This is a genomic window from Gelidibacter japonicus, from assembly GCF_010725055.1.
Classification (GTDB): domain Bacteria; phylum Bacteroidota; class Bacteroidia; order Flavobacteriales; family Flavobacteriaceae; genus Gelidibacter; species Gelidibacter japonicus.
The window spans coordinates 199,979-216,522 of record NZ_BJKB01000005.1 but is presented as its reverse complement, the minus strand read 5'-3'; the positions used below and the strand labels follow the sequence as shown (position 1 = coordinate 216,522).

Genomic DNA, 16,544 nt, shown 5'->3' with positions numbered 1-16,544 from the left:
TATCTTTAAATATGATACGTAAATTTGCACTATGATTGCAACCATCGCACATAAAATTACTGCCCTTGTATTGGTGTTTATATTATTTGCACATAATATCAATACCTTGGTGATAATTGGCGATTTTTTAGCAAATCAGGCAGTCATCGCAAAAAATCTTTGTATTCAAAAGGATAATCAACAGGGGTGTAATGGCAAATGCCAATTGACCAAACAGATTGTGGAAAGCACACCAGATTCCAATACCGACATACCAGTGCAAGAAACCAGACGTATGTCGTTGGATGCATTCTGTTTGTTCCAAATACAGGTAACAGAATCTCAAAGCGAGGTTTTTGTTGTTTCAAAACGTAAATCTTTCGGCTATACGCCTTCTATTCTTATTCAGTATCAGGATATTGATACGCCACCACCAAACTTTAGTTGATTTTTTAGGTATAACAACCTTGTTTTTTCCTTTTCTGGCTTGTTTTTGCATGCGAGCAGGGAGCTTTAAAACTTTTTTTAAACAAAAAACTCAAAAAAATGAAACTAAAATATATCATCCCAATTCTTTTTATCGCTCTATTTACGGTGTCATGTTCATCTGATGACGATTCAGACACCATTATCAATGAAGTTGAAAATCTTAAAAAAATACAAGAACTGACCAACGCCACGCATACGGTAGAATTGTTCAACACTTCCGGTAAATTTGAAACCGGTTATAATGCCATAAGTATCCGAATCAAGGATAATGGGACCAATAACTATGTTGAAAACGCCTCATTATCTTGGATGCCCGTGATGCAAATGCCTACCATGAAACACTCATCTCCTAAATCGGATATTTTAAAATCTTTGGGCAAGAAAACGCTGTATGAGGGATTCATTATCTATCAAATGGCTAATCTTGATGGATCTGGATGGTCTTTAAAAGTTGATTATACAATAGATGGCATTAATTATTCTGTCGATTCAGATATTATCGTGATGCAAAGCGAGTATCAAAACGTGACCAGTTTTATGGGTGCCGATGATACACGCTATCTTATTGCTATGATAGAACCTCAAACTCCTAAGATAGCCATCAACAAACTAAAATTGGGTTTGTTCAAAATGGAAACGATGATGTCTTTCCCTGTTGTTGAAGATTATAAAATAACCTTGGATCCTCGCATGCCAGGAATGGGAAATCACAGTTCGCCGAACAATACCGATTTGACCTATAATTTGGCAAATAAAATGTATGAGGGAAATCTGTCCTTAACCATGACGGGCTATTGGGTACTCAATCTTAAGCTGTTGAATACGTTAGATGAGGTCCTTAAAGGTGAAAATGTCACTGAGGAACATCCAAAAAGTTCGCTCTATTTGGAGCTTGAATTTTAACCCAACCTATCTTATAACTTTTACAAAGCTATCTAAGTATATCGCTCTGTCAGGTTGGGAAGTCGATACTAAATTATCGATTATTCTCATTCTGACAGATGGGATAGTTTTTTATAACCAGACTACTACAATGAAAAAGCTCATAACAGTTGTGATTTGGGTGTTTTGTGGCGGATTTATCTTCGCCCAGGAATCCCCTGACACTAAAAATGATACGACCAAATTAGATGAAATCACTTTGGTTGGACGACGTAAATTAAGTAATTATCGCCAAGAAAAAACCTTATCGAGTATTGACGATTATTTGGAAAAATCAAGTAAAATCACCATGATCAAGCGCGGCAATTACGCTTGGGAACCCGCCATGAACAATATGAATAGCGAGCGATTGAGTGTGACCATAGATGGGATGCAGATTTTTGGGGCGTGTACCGATAAAATGGACCCAATAACTTCGTATGTTGATGTGTCCAATTTGCAGAAAGTAAGCATTGGCTCTGGCCAATCAGGTTCGGAAAACGGGCATACTATCGGAGGTGGAATTGATTTGCAATTGTCGAATTCCAAGTTCCACCAATCCGGATTAAAAACAAGTATCGATTTGGGCTACGAAACCAACGGGAATTATAAAACGGGCGGTTTGGATCTGGAGTATTCCGGCAATAAGTTTTATCTCCATGCTGATGGAATTTATCGTAAGTCTGACAATTATGATGCAGGCAATAGTCAGGAAGTGTTGTATTCACAATTTCAAAAATATAATATTTCGTTGCAAAGTGGCTATAAATTAAATGACCATCATACATTTGAGGCAGCCGTTATTTATGATAAAGCAACTGATGTTGGGTATCCTGCACTCACCATGGACGTTTCGCTTGCCGAAGCATTGATAACGTCAGTAACGCACAAATTTGAGAATGATTCGACCCTTATTCAGTCGTTGGAGTCTAAACTATATTTCAATACCATCACACATGTCATGGACGATTCCAAGCGTCCCGATGTGCCTATTCGGATGGATATGCCCGGATGGAGTGATACCTATGGCTTTTATAGTAAAGCAACGACAAACATAAATAAACATGCATTTGAGGTCAATCTTAATGGATTCTACAACCGTTCCTTGGCAGAAATGACCATGTATCCTAATGATCCTAACCAATCTGCAATGTTTATGTACACATGGCCAGATATTCGAACTTTGTACTCAGGTATTTATGCTAAAGATACGTATGCTATTAAGGATGATATGTCGTTATCAGCAGCCTTGAGAATCGGATTTCATCAAAATGAAATTGCCAAAGAAACAGGCTTGGAAAGTCTTCAAATATTTTACCCAGAAATTGGAGCTACAAAGAACAGAATGTTGACCAGTTTTACAACGAATTACCAGGTTAAGAAAGAGCATTATGATGTGTCTCTTGGAGCAGGTTATGGGGAAAGAGCCGCTTCAGTAAGTGAGGGCTATGGGTTTTTCCTATTCAATAGTTTTGATAACTATGATTATATAGGCAATCCGACCTTAAATAATGAAAAGGCCATTGAAGCTAATTTTAAAGCGAATTATCATGAGAATAGATTTCATTTAGGTTTGGAGACCTCATATTTTTATATCATAGACTATATTATTGGAAGTGTAGATAATAGCTTAAGTCCGATGACTATTGGGGCTAGCGGGGTAAAAATGTACGAGGCACTCTCACACGCCAAAATATTTAACGTGTATTTGAATTCATCTTATAAATTTTCGAATTCATTCTCTCTAAATGGTACCGTGGGCTATAATTATGGAAGTGGTAGCAATAATGAGAATTTACCATTGATTAAACCGTTTTCGTATTTGGCGGAAGTGAACTATTCAAAACCAAAATTCAACGCCGCCTTACAGTTGCAGGGCAATGGCAACCAAACCCGATACAGTGGATTTTATGGCGAGGACGAAACACCTGCCTACGCGATTTTAAATTTAAATCTTGGAAATGAATTTAACCTCAATGCCAATAAATTCGTCTTGAAATATGGGATTGAAAATATTTTGGATACAAATTATTCAACCTATGCCGATTGGAATAATATCCCACGGCAAGGTCGAAACTTTTATATTAATATGTCTTATATCATCTATTAAATCAAATCCAAAACTCGTCGTTTACATTGTCCACAAAGCCTTCTTCATGATGAATAGCTTCAATGAGTGCCAATTGTGCTTCGGTGGCCGTTTTTTGTATTTCTGGGAAAAGGATGCGTTCTTCAAATCGGATGTGTTGCTCTAATTCCTCCTCAATCTTGTGCAAGGACCTTTCAATATCCTTTTCATCATTGAAGAGGCGTTTTAACCGTCGGTGTTCAGCCAGCGCACGTTTTACCAATTCGTTTTCTGCTTTTAAAATCGGGAAGATATGGGCTTCTTCAAGTTCAAAATGTGGGATCAATTCGTTATTAAAGAACCAATCGGCATAGGTTTTAATACGTTCTATTTCGATGTTTTTGCTGAATCCAGTTCTAATTTTCCAGGAAAGCAACAGTCCATGATGATGTTCTCTGCTTAATGGTTGGAGGGCTTTATGTCGTTTTAATGGTTTTGGTTTCATGATTAATAATATTTATTATAAAAAATAGAATACCTAAGGGCAAAAGAATACTGCTAACAAAAAGCAGCCAATAGTAATTTGGGATCATCCCAAGGGCAAAATAGTAAAAAAGTCCCTGAATAAGCAATAAAATCTCAGTTGCAATGAAACCAATGGTAAAACAATAGATACCAAAGGACAAAGTCTTACTTTTAATCGAAATCAACGAAGAATTTAAAAGGAACACAAATAGGAATCCAGTGATGACACCTAACATCATTAAATGAATAAATCCGATAACAAAATTGTGGTACTGATACGCCATTTTAGAGATTTCAGGGAAGATAGAGCTTGTTTGCAAAGCTATTTTCATTATAAAAGAGATGAGGGCCAAAGCATACATCCATTTAATTATTTTTGGCGTCTTGCTCCAAAACCGATTCCAATGTGGTTGTAGCAAGAGAATGAAATAATATCCCGATAAAAGTTGTATGACTACACCAATTCCGTTAATCCACAGTAGTATGGGGTGAAAGGCGTACCAACTTACAGGTAAAGCAAACGTGAGTAGGGTTGCAGCAATAAGTGTTTTGAAAAAGCGCTGAAACAGGGGAGTATCTGTTATGGGGAATTGATAAAGAAATACTGCCAGAACAGCAAACATAAACCATCCATTAAACTGTAAATGCAAGAAAAATTGGATCGCTATTTGGAAAAAAGCTGAAGTTTGGCCCAAAATCGCCGCTGCCGGTCCCAAACACCAAACCCCAACCGTGGAGAGCATCATAAAAATTAATGACGCTTTCAGTAAGCGTTCGATTGGTTTTGATTTAATCCGTTGGTTTTTCCAGATCAATCTGACAAAATAGTAGCTGCAAAAAATATGCAAGGTTGAAAAAGTAATGGAAATAGCAGCATAACCTTGAATGGGGAAACTGACCATCATGCCAACTACCGAAATCTCTGTCGCCCAAAACAGCCAATTGAAAACAGGTTTTTTGCTAGGGACGAAATGATGAACAATTAATACATATAGCATTAAATATACCCAACCCAACATGGCTACATGGGAGTGTGCATGAGTGACATATCTAAAATTGATAGGCAAGTAGGGGGATACAAAAACGTATCTTAAGACCAAACCCATCAAGGCAGCCACCAGGAAGTTTATCAGACATACAAGGACGAGTTTTTTTGGCATTTAAGAGGTTTTCATTATTCCATAAATAAATCCACTATGATAGGATTTTTTTTTTACAAATAAAGAATTTACAAAGAAGAATTCTTTGATGATTATACAAAATGTTTTGCAGACAACGTTTAAATATTAAACAAAAACACTTCCAATCGTATCTTTTATGTGAAGTTTGGTTTTTCTCAAATGAAAAATGCAAAAACCACAGCAGGGTAAGAAACGGAAAGGAAGTGTTTCATCAACAATTAAAACCAAAACTAATTGAGGGTCTGTTCCAGCTCTATAGCCTTAGGGAACAAGATGTTATTTTCCAAATGTATGTGCAGATGTAAATCTTTTTCAAATTCATCCAACATGGCAAAAGTTACTCTGTAGGTGTTGCAGGCATCAGCAGGTGGCGTATAATTATTTGTAAGTTCCACGATTTTTCTGAAGCGATCGCCTTCGAGTTCATGATCATGTTTCATCAGTGCAATTGGGTTTTCAACGGTTGTAAATTGTGGGGATTCAATTTTGGTACCTTCCATTTGCGCCTTTACCATACGTTTTATAAAAGGGAAGAGGATAAGTTCTTCTTTCTTCATATGGGATGCCATTTCTTTAGCACAACCAATAAAAAGTGCAGTAATTTCTAAAAGTTCTGGATGTCTTTGTCCGTGTACCTTGCAAAGTTTGTCTAAGAACTGACGTAGTACTGGCGTCTTTTCTTCAACATAGCGATGATGTTTCTTTTCTATATATTCGGCCAATAAATCCAACGGCCATGATTTATAATCAATGGATTGTTGGTTGTTTGAAATTTGAATCTCCAGCAGTTTACCGAGTAATTCCTCAACTTCGATATTGTTCTTTTTGCATACTTCTTCAACCGTTCTATCTCCTTTACAACAAAAGTCGATACCGTAGTTTGAAAATACTGCTGCGGTTCTAAAATCGTCTGCCACAAATTGACCGATCTGTTTCTGTGCGTCTTTATGTAATGTTTTCATAAATTCATTCCCGTCCTCTAAATCGAGGGTTTTTTTGGGTGATTATTAATTAGACAACTATTATTTTCGGATACTTTTATCCTATTTATATATAAATTTTTTTTAAATCTTTAAAAATGAAGCTCCTGATTTGATATCCAAAGCCAATTGCTCAAGATTGGTGCTTTCCAGCATTACTTTCAATTCGTTGCGTATGGTTTTAAATTGGTCATGGACCGGGCAAGGATGATTTTCATCGCATACGTTCAAACCCAAACCACAGCCATGATAAATGTCGTCACCGTCGATGGCCGTTACAATTTGAGATAGCTTAATAGAGGAAATGTCTTCTTTCGGAATTTCAAATCCACCATAAGCACCTTTTACTGAATTTATAATTTTATTCCTTACTAAGTCCTGAAGTATTTTTGCGGTGAATGCTTCTGGTGAAGCAATTTCTTTTGCAATTTCCTTTAAACTGACCCGATTGCCATCATAAGAGTTCAAGGCTATATAAATAGATGCTTTGATACCGTATTCGCAAGCTTTTGAAAACATATGAGTTATTTTAGTTCAGCAAATATACATTATATTTTAAATCGGACAAAATTATCCGTATTAAAATTGTTTAGTTTTTAGTTACAATCAATACTGCCTTGGACCATTTCAACAACTGGAGCAGGGGAGATGTATGGAATTCCCAAGCCCATGCCCCTGAGAATAAACAATATGCCTATAATGACCACGAATACCGGAACTGCTTTTTGAATGCGTTGTTTAACTTTGCTATTTAGAAATTTACCAAGGTAAATAGCTGAAGTCATTAATGGGATAGTGCCCATTCCAAACAAGGCCATATATAAACTTCCTTTGAGTGCGCCGTCCATTGCCAATGAGGCAAAAACGGCCATATAAACCAGACCACAAGGCAGAAATCCATTGAGAAATCCAATAATCAGAAAGGTGTCTGCCGTTTTTCTCTTAAAAGCTTGTCCTAAACCTGTCTTTACCTTAGAAATCAGTTTATAAATGGGTTTTGAAAAATTGTATTTATTGAAGATTTTGGTTGGAATTAGCACTACTATAATCATCAAAATACCGATTCCTATGGAGAGTTGCTGTTGCAATCCAAAAATATAAAGGCTTTTTCCAACCAATCCGAAGAACAGACCGATAATACTATAGGCTAAAATCCTTCCAAAATGATAGGTGAAAATCTGAAATACTTTTTTGGTGGAGTTCTGGCGATCCACCGGAAGCATAAAGGCAATCGGTCCGCACATGCCCACGCAATGAAAACTTCCAAGAAGACCAAGTATGACCGCAGACCACAGCATTTAATAGACGATATCTTTTTTGTATAGATACAAATTTCCGTTATATTGCCAATCTACTTTAAGGTTCCAACGACCACCTAATAAACGTTTGTCAGGTATGAGCAAATTATGGTCAGACAATGAAATCGCAACTTCAAAGTCTAATTGTTTATTAGATGGTCTATATAGGAACACTTTACCTGTAATTTCCGACGGATCCATATCTTTTGGAAAAGAGAGTTGAATACCTTCAGGTGACCGTTTCCATGTGACATCTTCCTTTAGATGTTGTGCATTTTTTTGTTTGTTCATGTCGTTTTCAAACTCCAGTTCCTGACTGTAATAGTTCTCAACCACCAAATCATGTTCATACTTTTTGTTGACGGTCAAGGAAATAACAAAATACATTATAAAGCTTATAAAACCTATAAACGCCAACACAATACCTGTACCCCAATTTATTTTCATAATCCTATGCCTGCAGAGGCAGGCATCTCTTTTTTAACTTGTTAATATCTAGTTTCTCAAACCCACAGGTCCCATCATTTCCGGGGCAAACCTTCGGATTACCTCATTCTTTTTTAGGAATCTAATTATAACTTCTCGGTCCCAAAAAGTTGACCGATGTTGTTTCAATCAAATCGTCATCACTGTAAACTTCAATCATTACTTTGTTCTTGTCCGATTTTAATTCACTTTTATCAATTTCAATAAACATGGTCCCTTCCGCCAATCCTTGTTTCGGGACGCTAAATCGATCATCGCCAGATACCACCTTGACAACTCCGTTATACCCTCTCAATTTAAAGTTGATGTCCTGAATGTCTCTCGTGGTCTTATTGATCAGTTTATAAGTAAAAACGTTACTGATTATATTGTTCTCTTTCTGTTCGTACAACTGACCAGGAAGCCTTAAAACTCGGGCCTCTACTTCATTTCTTAAAAGCAACATGCCTATGAGCAAACCTGTCAAGATTACCAATACAGCAGAGTAACCTTTTAGACGTGGTGTAAATTCAAATTTCTTTTTCTTTTCAATATTTTCTTCACTGGCATATCTGATCAGACCCTTTGGCAGATTGATGCTCTCCATAATATGATCGCATTCGTCAATACAAGCCGTGCAATTGATACATTCCAATTGGGTTCCATTTCTAATATCGATACCTGTTGGACACACATTTACACATTGAAAACAATCAATACAGTCTCCATAACCAAGTGCTTCCCTGTCTTCGTTTTTTCGGAATTTTTTTCTCCCATTTTCCCCTTCACCTCGTTTGTGATCATAGGCAACAACGATCGATTTATTATCCAATAGAACACCTTGTAATCTTCCGTAAGGACAGGCGATAATACATACTTGCTCCCGGAACCAGGCAAATACAAAGTAAAAAACACCCGTAAAAATAAGCAATGGAATCAATGTACTGGCGTGAGCCACAGGCCCTTCAGCAATATAGACCATCAGCTTGTCACTCCCTATCAAAAACGCTAAAAACACGTTGGCAATGATAAATGAAATTGTTAGGAACAAGAACCATTTAAATCCACGTTTCCTGATCTTTTCTGCATTCCATTCTTGTCGGTCCAAACGCATCTGTGCACCTCTATCGCCTTCAATGGCGTATTCAATCCGCCTGAAGACCATTTCCATAAAAATAGTCTGTGGACAAATCCATCCGCAGAAAATACGTCCAAAAGCTACGGTAAACAGGGCAATGAAAATCACACCAATTAACATTGATATGACGAAAAGATGAAAGTCCTGGGGCCAAAAAGGAAAACCGAAAATATTAAAACGGCGTTCTAAAATATTGAACATTAAGAACTGGTTACCGTTAATTTTAATAAATGGGGCCGTCAAAAAGAAGGCTAAGAGAATGTAGCTCACCCATTTTCGATAATCGTAAAATTTACCGCTTGGTTTTTTGGGAAACACCCATTTACGTTTACCTTCTTCTGTAAGTGTGCCTATTGAGTCTCTAAAGCTTTCGTTTTGCGGTGTTTCCACGTTTTATAATTTTATCACTAAGGATATGATCAGTTTTTAAAAATAAAGAACCAAGTAAATTTATCTATTCATCGACCCAGAGATCTCCTTCTGGCTCTTTAGGGTTTGCAGGGGTTGTCCCTTGGAATGTCAGGATGTAACTTGATACCTGTGCCATTTCAATTGGTGTTAATGTCGATTTCCATGGTACCATTCCTTTTCCACTACGTCCACCTTCACTTACGGTGTGGAAAATATTCTTGATGCCACCGCCCAGAATCCAGTATTCATCCGTCAGGTTAGGGCCAATTCCACCACCACCATCAGGCATATGGCATGCCACGCAATAAGCGTCGTAAACAATTTTTCCGTTTGCTAAATCTGCCGCATCGGTTAAAACCGTTACAGATTCAAAATCGACCAAATCTTTGGCTGTCTTTTTGTACTCTTCCAATTCTGTTTTAGCGATTTCCAGAGTAGTTTGTAACTCGTCATATTGGTTTGGACCGTCAAAGACATGATAACGTAAGAGATAGATTGCTGCGAATACAATTGAAGCGTAAAAACCATAACGCCACCATGGAGGAAGATCATTGTCTAATTCTCTGATACCATCATAGTCGTGGTCAAGAATAATTTCTCCTTCTTTTTCAATTGGTTTGGAACCTAACATCTTTTTATAGGTTTTTTTGACCCATTCCACAATTTTCGGAGTTGATGTTTTGGTAGTTAAATATCGGGCTTTCGCAGCTTCGTCCAAACTTTGAAACATCACATTCTCGAGAGCGGCAATAATAGCTTCAATACCTAAAATGAGAAGCAACACTAACAACAAGAACAATAAAACCATTGGATTGTTCATAAATGCTGGTTCGTGCGGTGTTCCCACAAACAATTCTATAATACCCCAAATGATAAAGAATAATAGGGGCACCCTAACGTATGCTGGAATTAAATTTCTCATAATTGTATTTCGTTTTCGTTGTCTAAAGGTATGTTGCTCATTCTATCGATATAATCTTTTTTGGCCGTAATGACCCACCAAAAAAGTGCTACGAAAAAAATGAAAAATATAAGTAAGGAGATCATTGGATATATTTCAATACCTGAAATACTGTCCATATGGTTTTTTATATATTTCAGCATAATGACTAGTTTTGTGTTGTTTCTAAATCTTTGACTTTAATATCCGTGCCGAGACGTTGTAAATAGGCGATAATTGCCACAATTTCCCGATCGCGCATTTCAACAAAATCAGGACCGCTATTTTCTTTATCTCTTTCGTAAGCCTCTGCAAACGCTGGATCACCATAAAGGTTTTGCTCAATCTGTGTTCCCTGCTCCGTCATGCTTTGTTGTGCATTGGCTACATCTTCGTCAGTATATGGCACTCCCAAGGCCATCATCGTCCTCATCTTTCTCTCAGTGACGGATTTGTCCAATTTATCAGTAATCAGCCATTTATAACCAGGCATGATGGATCCTGAGGAGGTACTCTGTGGGTCATACATATGATTGAAGTGCCAACTGTCAGAGTATTTGCCACCAATTCTGTGTAAGTCAGGTCCGGTACGTTTACTTCCCCATAAGAACGGATGGTCATAGACATATTCGCCAGCTTTTGAGAATTCGCCATAGCGTTCAACTTCGTCCCTAAATGGCCTAATCATTTGAGAGTGACATCCAACGCAACCTTCGCGGATATATAGATCCCTTCCTTCAAGTTCGAGTGGAGTGTAAGGCTTCACACTGGTAATGGTTGGGATGTTGGAATCTATCATAATGGTTGGTATGATTTGCACAATACCACCAATTAAAATCGCTATTGTCGCACCAATTGTCAACTGTATTGGTCTACGCTCTAACCAGCTGTGCCAATGTTCACCAGCAACCATTCCCTTGGAGACACGTTGTAGTGCAGGAGCTTCTGCCAACTCGTCCGTAACAGCACTACCTTTTCTAACCGTTTGAACAATATTATAGATCATGACGATCATTCCGGTCAGGTATAAAGTACCCCCAATGGCACGCATCCAATACATTGGCATAATTTCAGTAACGGTTTCCAGGAAGTTACCGTAAACCAAACTACCATCAGGATTAAATTGTTTCCACATACTCGCCTGGGTAAACCCGGCTACGTACAATGGCAAAGCATACATGATGATTCCTAGGGTCCCGATCCAGAAATGAAGATTCGCCATTCCAGTGGAATATAGTTTCGATTTGGTCAAGCGAGGGATCAGCCAATAGACCATTCCAAAGGCTAAGAATCCATTCCAGGCCAAAGCACCTACGTGGACATGGGCAATAATCCAATCTGTATAATGAGCAATGGCATTTACGTTTTTGAGTGATAACATCGGACCTTCAAAGGTGGCCATCCCATATCCGGTAATGGCAACAACCATGAATTTAAGAACAGGATCCGTTCTTACCTTGTCCCAGGCTCCTCGCAATGTTAAGAGTCCGTTGATCATCCCTCCCCAAGAAGGCATTAACAACATGACTGAGAACGCCACACCTAAGTTCTGAGCCCATTCAGGTAACGCTGTATATAATAAGTGATGCGGTCCTGCCCAGATATAAATAAATATCAGGGACCAGAAGTGGACTATGGAAAGTCTATAGGAATAAACAGGCCTGTTGGCTGCCTTTGGAACGAAATAGTACATAAGTCCCAAAAACGGTGTGGTCAAGAAAAATGCTACAGCGTTATGCCCATACCACCACTGTACCAAGGCATCCTGAACACCGGCATAAACAGAGTAACTTTTGAAAGCACTGACAGGCAGTTCCAAGCTATTGAATATATGGAGTACGGCAACTGTAACAAAAGTGGCAATATAGAACCAAATGGCTACATACAAATGGCGTTGTCTTCTTTTTAGTATCGTCCCAATAAGGTTCCAGCCAAAAACAACCCATACAAAAGCAATGGCAATATCAATTGGCCATTCCAATTCTGCGTATTCTTTTGAGGTGGAAAAACCCAAAGGCAAAGTAATTGCCGCTGCAGCAATGATTAATTGCCAGCCCCAAAAGTTAATATTGCTTAAGGCATCACTGAACATCCTGGCTTTTAGTAACCTTTGTGATGAGTAATACACCCCAGCAAAAATAGCATTACCTACAAAGGCGAAAATAACCGCATTGGTATGTAATGGTCTTAACCGTCCAAAACTCAGCCATGAAATGCCATCGGTCAGATTTGGAAAAAGGAATAGAAAAGCTAAAAAGAGTCCGACGATCATACCAATAAGACCCCAGAACAAGGTGGCATAGAGGAATTTCTTAACGACTTTGTTATCGTAATAGAATTGTTGCATTTCCATAGTAAAAAATTATTCTTGGTTAGTTAGTTTTTGATTTTTTTAATGTTTTTGGTTTTTCTTTTACTAATTCATCTTCAAAAAGCATACGTACGGATGGTGTGTAGCTATCATCATACTGTCCGTTTTTTACGGCGAAAATGAAGGCAACAAAAAAGATGACGGCTACTAAAATACTAAGACTCAGTAATAAATATATAACGCTCATACCTTATAGAAGTTATGGTTCAAAAATACATTTGACCATTTTGTTATTTTATGATAATTATCATGTTTTAATGATTTGAAATACGAATATCGGAATATTTTTATAAACTTTCTATTTTTATCACCTTGTTAATTCACACAGTTTATTGATAACATCCGAAAATTAAAGGCCAAGTGCATAAGGTTTTGGTGATTGTAACGATTGACATCGGAATTGAGATAGACCAAAGCTTAACCTGCCGGGCGTAAAACTACTTTTTTGTGTACTTCCCTATTATGTAGGTGGACTTTTTTGTTTAATCATTTAAGACCTAAAGTTTTTATTCATAGACAAGAAAATGGATTCCTGTGTTGTTATTTATTTTAATCTCCGCGCCGTTACATTTGTAGCGATTGTCGTATAAACCACGATACTTATGGAACTTAAAGGCATCAATATGGCTGCAACAACAGGTTCTAGTCGTCCGGTTACGGCAAAAGAGACCCCTACCACGTTGTACATAAATGACAACACAAAGCTCCACTTTACGATTTTGATGGCCGATTTTGACAAGTTAATAAAATCGCTAAGATTATTGAATTTGACTGCATCCAAAATAGCATCACATGCAGGAGAGAAGACATTGACATTTTCTGAAATCGCAATGCCTACATTGCTTTGGGCCAGCGCGCCGGAATCATTCAGTCCATCGCCAATCATTAAGACTTTGGCCCCTTCACTCTGATGGTGCTTAATGTATTCTAATTTATCATCTGGTTTTTGGTTGAAAAGCAATTTGGTCCTTGCTGGAAGCAGTTTTTTTAAATTTTCCATTTCGCCCTCGTTGTCACCGGAGAGTATTGCTAAATCGTAATTTTTTTTGAGTTTGTTGAACAATTGCGACAATCCTTTTCGGTAGCTATTGTAAAAGGTGAACTTTCCTTTATAGGCGTCGTTGGTACTGATATGGACTGAAGTGTTAAGAACCGCAGTATCGTTGGTCTTTCCAACAAAATTTGCAGACCCAATTTTGATACTGTCCTGTTGGTGTACCCCTTGAATACCTTGTCCCACATGCTCTTCAAATTGATCGAGCATGATAATGTCATTTTCTTCCAATAGGTCGTAAAGTGTTCGGCTCAAGGGATGGTTGGACCCTCTTAACGTGTTTTTTAATAATACCTCTTCGGACGAAGAAAGTGCATCTCCTTCATAAGTCGCCGTGCTTTGCTTATTGGAAGTAATAGTACCGGTTTTATCAAATATGATGGTGTCTATCGCTGCCAACTGTTCAATAACGGTGGCATTTTTTAGGTAGAATTTATGCTTGCCAAAAATGCGAAGTATATTGCCAAGTGTAAATGGTGCTGCCAAGGCTATGGCACAAGGACAGGCAATAATCAAAACAGAGGTAAACACATTCAAGGCTTTGCTGGCATCAACAAACAGCCAGAATGCCGTAGAAATAAAGGCGATGCTCAGAACGACAATGGTAAATCGTTTACTGATTAAGTTGGTCAAGGTTGTAAATCCGTCGGCTTTGTCCTTATTGAACACATCATTGCCCCACAACTGTGTCAAATAACTCTGTTCAACACTTTTTAAAGCTTCCATTTCTATACTTCCGGAAGCCTGTTTGCCACCGGCAAAAAGTTTGTCTCCCGAGACCTTGCTCACAGGGTCCGATTCTCCTGTAACGAAACTATAATCTATTTTTGCTTTTCCTTTGATGAGTACACCATCTACCGGTATCAATTCTTCGTTTCTAATCAATAATCGGTCGCCCTTTTTGATATCATACACTTGAATGGGATGTTCCTCACCATTTTTAGAAATCTTGGTAATGGCAATTGGGAAATAGGATTTATAGTCGCGTTCAAAAGAAAGGAACGAATAGGTTTTTTGTTGAAAGAATTTACCCAGCAATAAGAAAAACAACAAGCCGGTTAAACTATCAAAAAAGCCTGAGCCCAAATCAAAAACAATATCCCAAGTGCTTCGTAAAAAAAGCACGATGATTCCCAGTGCAATGGGGACGTCAATATTCAAAACTTTGGCGCGCAAGCCTTTGTAGGCAGAGATATAATAATCTTGTGAAGAATAAAAAACCACTGGAAGGGAAAAGGCAAACATCAACCATCTAAAAAAAGGCTTGTATTGGTCGAGCCAAAACTCTTTCACTTCAAAATACTCAGGAAATGATAGAAACATGACATTGCCAAATGCAAATCCTGCGATCCCTAGTTTGTATATTAAGGAGCGGTTCACCTGGCTTTTTCCTGTTGAGAAATCCTCCAGGCTAATATAAGGCTCATATCCGATGGAACTTAGCAAAATGACCGCTTCTTTTAAGCTGTAATTTTGAGAGTTGAATTGAAGTCGCACCGTTTTCTTGCCAAAGTCAACCTGCGAAGATGAAATATGACTATTGAGCTTATTTAGATTTTCAAGAATCCAAATGCAGGAACTACAATGGATTTGTGGAATATAAAGTGTGGCTATTTGTGACTTGCCGTCATCAAACTCCACCAATTTGTCAATAATGTTCTGTTGGGAAAGAAAGTCATATTTTCCCTGAATGTCTTTTGGCGTGGTCCCGGGAGCAGATTGCAGGTCATAGTAACAGGTGAGATCATTTTCAGAGAAGATTTCATAAACCGTCTTGCAACCTTGGCAACAGAATGATTTGTCGTCAAAAAAAATTGTGGAAGAATCAGAAAGATCTCCACAGTGGAAACAAGTTGAAGATTCCATAATTATGCTCATTTATACCTTTTGCAAAGGTCGGAAATGATTATCATTTAAACTATGATAATTGTCATGTTTTTCTTAATTTTGGGGGTCAATAAATTTAGGTATGAGTAGATGCGAGCAATGCATTGCACGTCAATTGAATTCGATGAAAACTTTGACAAAAGAAGAACTCAGAGATGTGGCTGCATGCAAGAGAACACTGTATTTTAAGAAGGGTGAAGTCATTTTTGGCGAAAACGAATTGCTCTCAGGTGTATATTGTGTGAGAGAGGGCATCTGTAAAATGATCAAGTTGAGTGCCAATGGCAAGGATCATACTGTCAAATTGATGGGTAAGGGCAAGTTAATTGGCCAGCGTTCAGTTATCAGTGAAGAACGCACCCATTTGAGTGCGGTGGCTCTTAATGATGTAGAACTTTGCTATGTCCCAAAGGATCAGATACTGGGCAATATTAAATCCAACCAAGAATTTTCATTTAATGTGTTGCAGAATTTGGCCCAGGATTTAAGGGAAGCCGAAGGGGACCTTATCAATATGGCCCAAAAGTCGGTCAGGCAACGTTTGGCCGAGGCTTTGACTTATGTAAGCAAAACCTTCGGTGAGACTGAAGACGGCTATTTGAATGTCAAGCTATCCCGTGAAGACTATGCGAGCATCGTCGGAACAGCAACTGAATCTGCCATCCGGATTTTATCCCAATTTAAAAAAGAAGGTCTGATTTCTACTTCAGGCAAAAGAATTAAAATTGAAAAACTCAAGGAGTTGGAGCGTGTTGAATGAGGTAGACTCTCATTGTTTTTTAGGATCATTTGACCAATGGACTTAATTGGTTTAAAAAACAAACCCCAAAGCTTTCG

Annotated in this window: 16 protein-coding genes; 4 read left to right on the top strand and 12 right to left on the bottom strand. The window is 38.0% G+C overall.

The genetic code is table 11. The annotated features are described in order from the left end of the window. Positions 1-31 precede the first annotated feature (31 nt). From G6N06_RS07490 to G6N06_RS07480, 3 genes are all read left to right on the top strand, one after another. The gene (locus tag G6N06_RS07490; RefSeq protein ID WP_163515467.1) at positions 32-427 is read left to right on the top strand and encodes a hypothetical protein; all 396 of its coding nucleotides are present in this window, start codon (positions 32-34) and stop codon (positions 425-427) included. Between the two features lie 98 nt (positions 428-525). After that, entirely contained in the window at positions 526-1,371 is an 846-nt protein-coding gene (locus G6N06_RS07485) for a hypothetical protein (protein ID WP_163515466.1), read from the top strand. A 130-nt stretch (positions 1,372-1,501) separates the two neighbouring features. After that, the gene (locus G6N06_RS07480) at positions 1,502-3,499 is read left to right on the top strand and encodes a TonB-dependent receptor plug domain-containing protein (protein WP_163515464.1); all 1,998 of its coding nucleotides are present in this window, start codon (positions 1,502-1,504) and stop codon (positions 3,497-3,499) included. A 1-nt stretch (position 3,500) separates the two neighbouring features. Here G6N06_RS07480 and G6N06_RS07475 read toward each other — a convergent pair whose 3' ends face one another. From G6N06_RS07475 to G6N06_RS07420, 12 genes are all read right to left on the bottom strand, one after another. Then, positions 3,501-3,962 (bottom strand): hemerythrin domain-containing protein, encoded by a 462-nt coding sequence (locus tag G6N06_RS07475; protein ID WP_163515462.1) that lies wholly within the window; start codon positions 3,960-3,962, stop codon positions 3,501-3,503. Beyond that, a complete protein-coding gene (locus G6N06_RS07470) occupies positions 3,934-5,142 on the bottom strand; it encodes a hypothetical protein (RefSeq protein WP_163515460.1) in 1,209 nt (402 codons plus the stop codon). Before G6N06_RS07470 ends, G6N06_RS07475 begins: the two co-directional genes overlap by 29 nt. Positions 5,143-5,393: 251 nt before the next feature. Continuing rightward, positions 5,394-6,125: an iron-sulfur cluster repair di-iron protein gene (ric, locus tag G6N06_RS07465; RefSeq protein ID WP_163515458.1), complete on the bottom strand. Its 732-nt coding sequence runs from the start codon at positions 6,123-6,125 to the stop codon at positions 5,394-5,396. A gap of 102 nt (positions 6,126-6,227) precedes the next feature. Next, positions 6,228-6,662, bottom strand: a complete 435-nt coding sequence (locus tag G6N06_RS07460; RefSeq protein ID WP_163515456.1) for an RrF2 family transcriptional regulator — start codon at positions 6,660-6,662, stop codon at positions 6,228-6,230. Between the two features lie 77 nt (positions 6,663-6,739). Continuing rightward, a complete protein-coding gene (locus G6N06_RS07455; protein ID WP_163515454.1) occupies positions 6,740-7,441 on the bottom strand; it encodes a sulfite exporter TauE/SafE family protein in 702 nt (233 codons plus the stop codon). After that, positions 7,442-7,888, bottom strand: a complete 447-nt coding sequence (locus G6N06_RS07450; protein ID WP_163515452.1) for a FixH family protein — start codon at positions 7,886-7,888, stop codon at positions 7,442-7,444. Between the two features lie 121 nt (positions 7,889-8,009). Beyond that, the gene (ccoG, locus tag G6N06_RS07445; RefSeq protein WP_163515450.1) at positions 8,010-9,434 is read right to left on the bottom strand and encodes a cytochrome c oxidase accessory protein CcoG; all 1,425 of its coding nucleotides are present in this window, start codon (positions 9,432-9,434) and stop codon (positions 8,010-8,012) included. A 64-nt stretch (positions 9,435-9,498) separates the two neighbouring features. Then, the gene (locus tag G6N06_RS07440; protein ID WP_163515449.1) at positions 9,499-10,377 is read right to left on the bottom strand and encodes a cbb3-type cytochrome c oxidase N-terminal domain-containing protein; all 879 of its coding nucleotides are present in this window, start codon (positions 10,375-10,377) and stop codon (positions 9,499-9,501) included. Continuing rightward, positions 10,374-10,559 (bottom strand): CcoQ/FixQ family Cbb3-type cytochrome c oxidase assembly chaperone, encoded by a 186-nt coding sequence (locus G6N06_RS07435; RefSeq protein ID WP_163515447.1) that lies wholly within the window; start codon positions 10,557-10,559, stop codon positions 10,374-10,376. Before G6N06_RS07435 ends, G6N06_RS07440 begins: the two co-directional genes overlap by 4 nt. Positions 10,560-10,564: 5 nt before the next feature. Further along, the gene (gene ccoN, locus G6N06_RS07430) at positions 10,565-12,748 is read right to left on the bottom strand and encodes a cytochrome-c oxidase, cbb3-type subunit I (RefSeq protein ID WP_163515445.1); all 2,184 of its coding nucleotides are present in this window, start codon (positions 12,746-12,748) and stop codon (positions 10,565-10,567) included. Between the two features lie 19 nt (positions 12,749-12,767). Then, on the bottom strand, positions 12,768-12,953 hold the full coding sequence (ccoS, locus tag G6N06_RS07425) for a cbb3-type cytochrome oxidase assembly protein CcoS (protein WP_163515443.1): 186 nt from the start codon (positions 12,951-12,953) through the stop codon (positions 12,768-12,770). Positions 12,954-13,310: 357 nt separating this feature from the next. Next, positions 13,311-15,686 (bottom strand): heavy metal translocating P-type ATPase, encoded by a 2,376-nt coding sequence (locus tag G6N06_RS07420; protein ID WP_163515440.1) that lies wholly within the window; start codon positions 15,684-15,686, stop codon positions 13,311-13,313. 145 nt (positions 15,687-15,831) lie between these two features. On the opposite strand from G6N06_RS07420, the gene G6N06_RS07415 reads away from it, so the two are divergent. After that, entirely contained in the window at positions 15,832-16,467 is a 636-nt protein-coding gene (locus G6N06_RS07415) for a Crp/Fnr family transcriptional regulator (protein WP_240338004.1), read from the top strand. Positions 16,468-16,544: the final 77 nt, after the last annotated feature.